Raw genomic sequence first — 274 nt, forward strand, 5'->3', positions numbered from 1 at the left:
GCCCAACGCGGAAAAAGTCTCAGGAAGCTCCAATTCGCGAAGATGACGATACTAAGCAATATCGAGGAGATTAGCGTCGCCTTGGTGAAGCCGGCTTTTGCGACTTTCGGGTCGATGCCAAGCCAGTTTGTTATGCCGGAGAACCGGATATTCATGAAACAGAAGAGTGCTGTCAGAATAACAAAGAACGCTATCTGGACAGTACGTTTAGCGGCCTCGGGCCGCGTTAGAAAAAACCTCCCGAGCATGTTCTCTCCCCTGTCAGCTTGCCTTT

Annotated in this window: 1 protein-coding gene; it reads right to left on the minus strand. The window is 50.7% G+C overall.

The genetic code is table 11. From position 1 onward, the window contains the following. On the minus strand, positions 1–248 hold a 248-nt coding region (locus SB719_RS20000; RefSeq protein ID WP_412159717.1), incomplete at its 3' end, for a hypothetical protein. Between the last annotated feature and the right edge of the window lie 26 nt (positions 249–274).

This window comes from Pantoea sp. SIMBA_079 (assembly GCF_046940275.1).
GTDB lineage: Bacteria > Pseudomonadota > Gammaproteobacteria > Enterobacterales > Enterobacteriaceae > Pantoea > Pantoea borealis.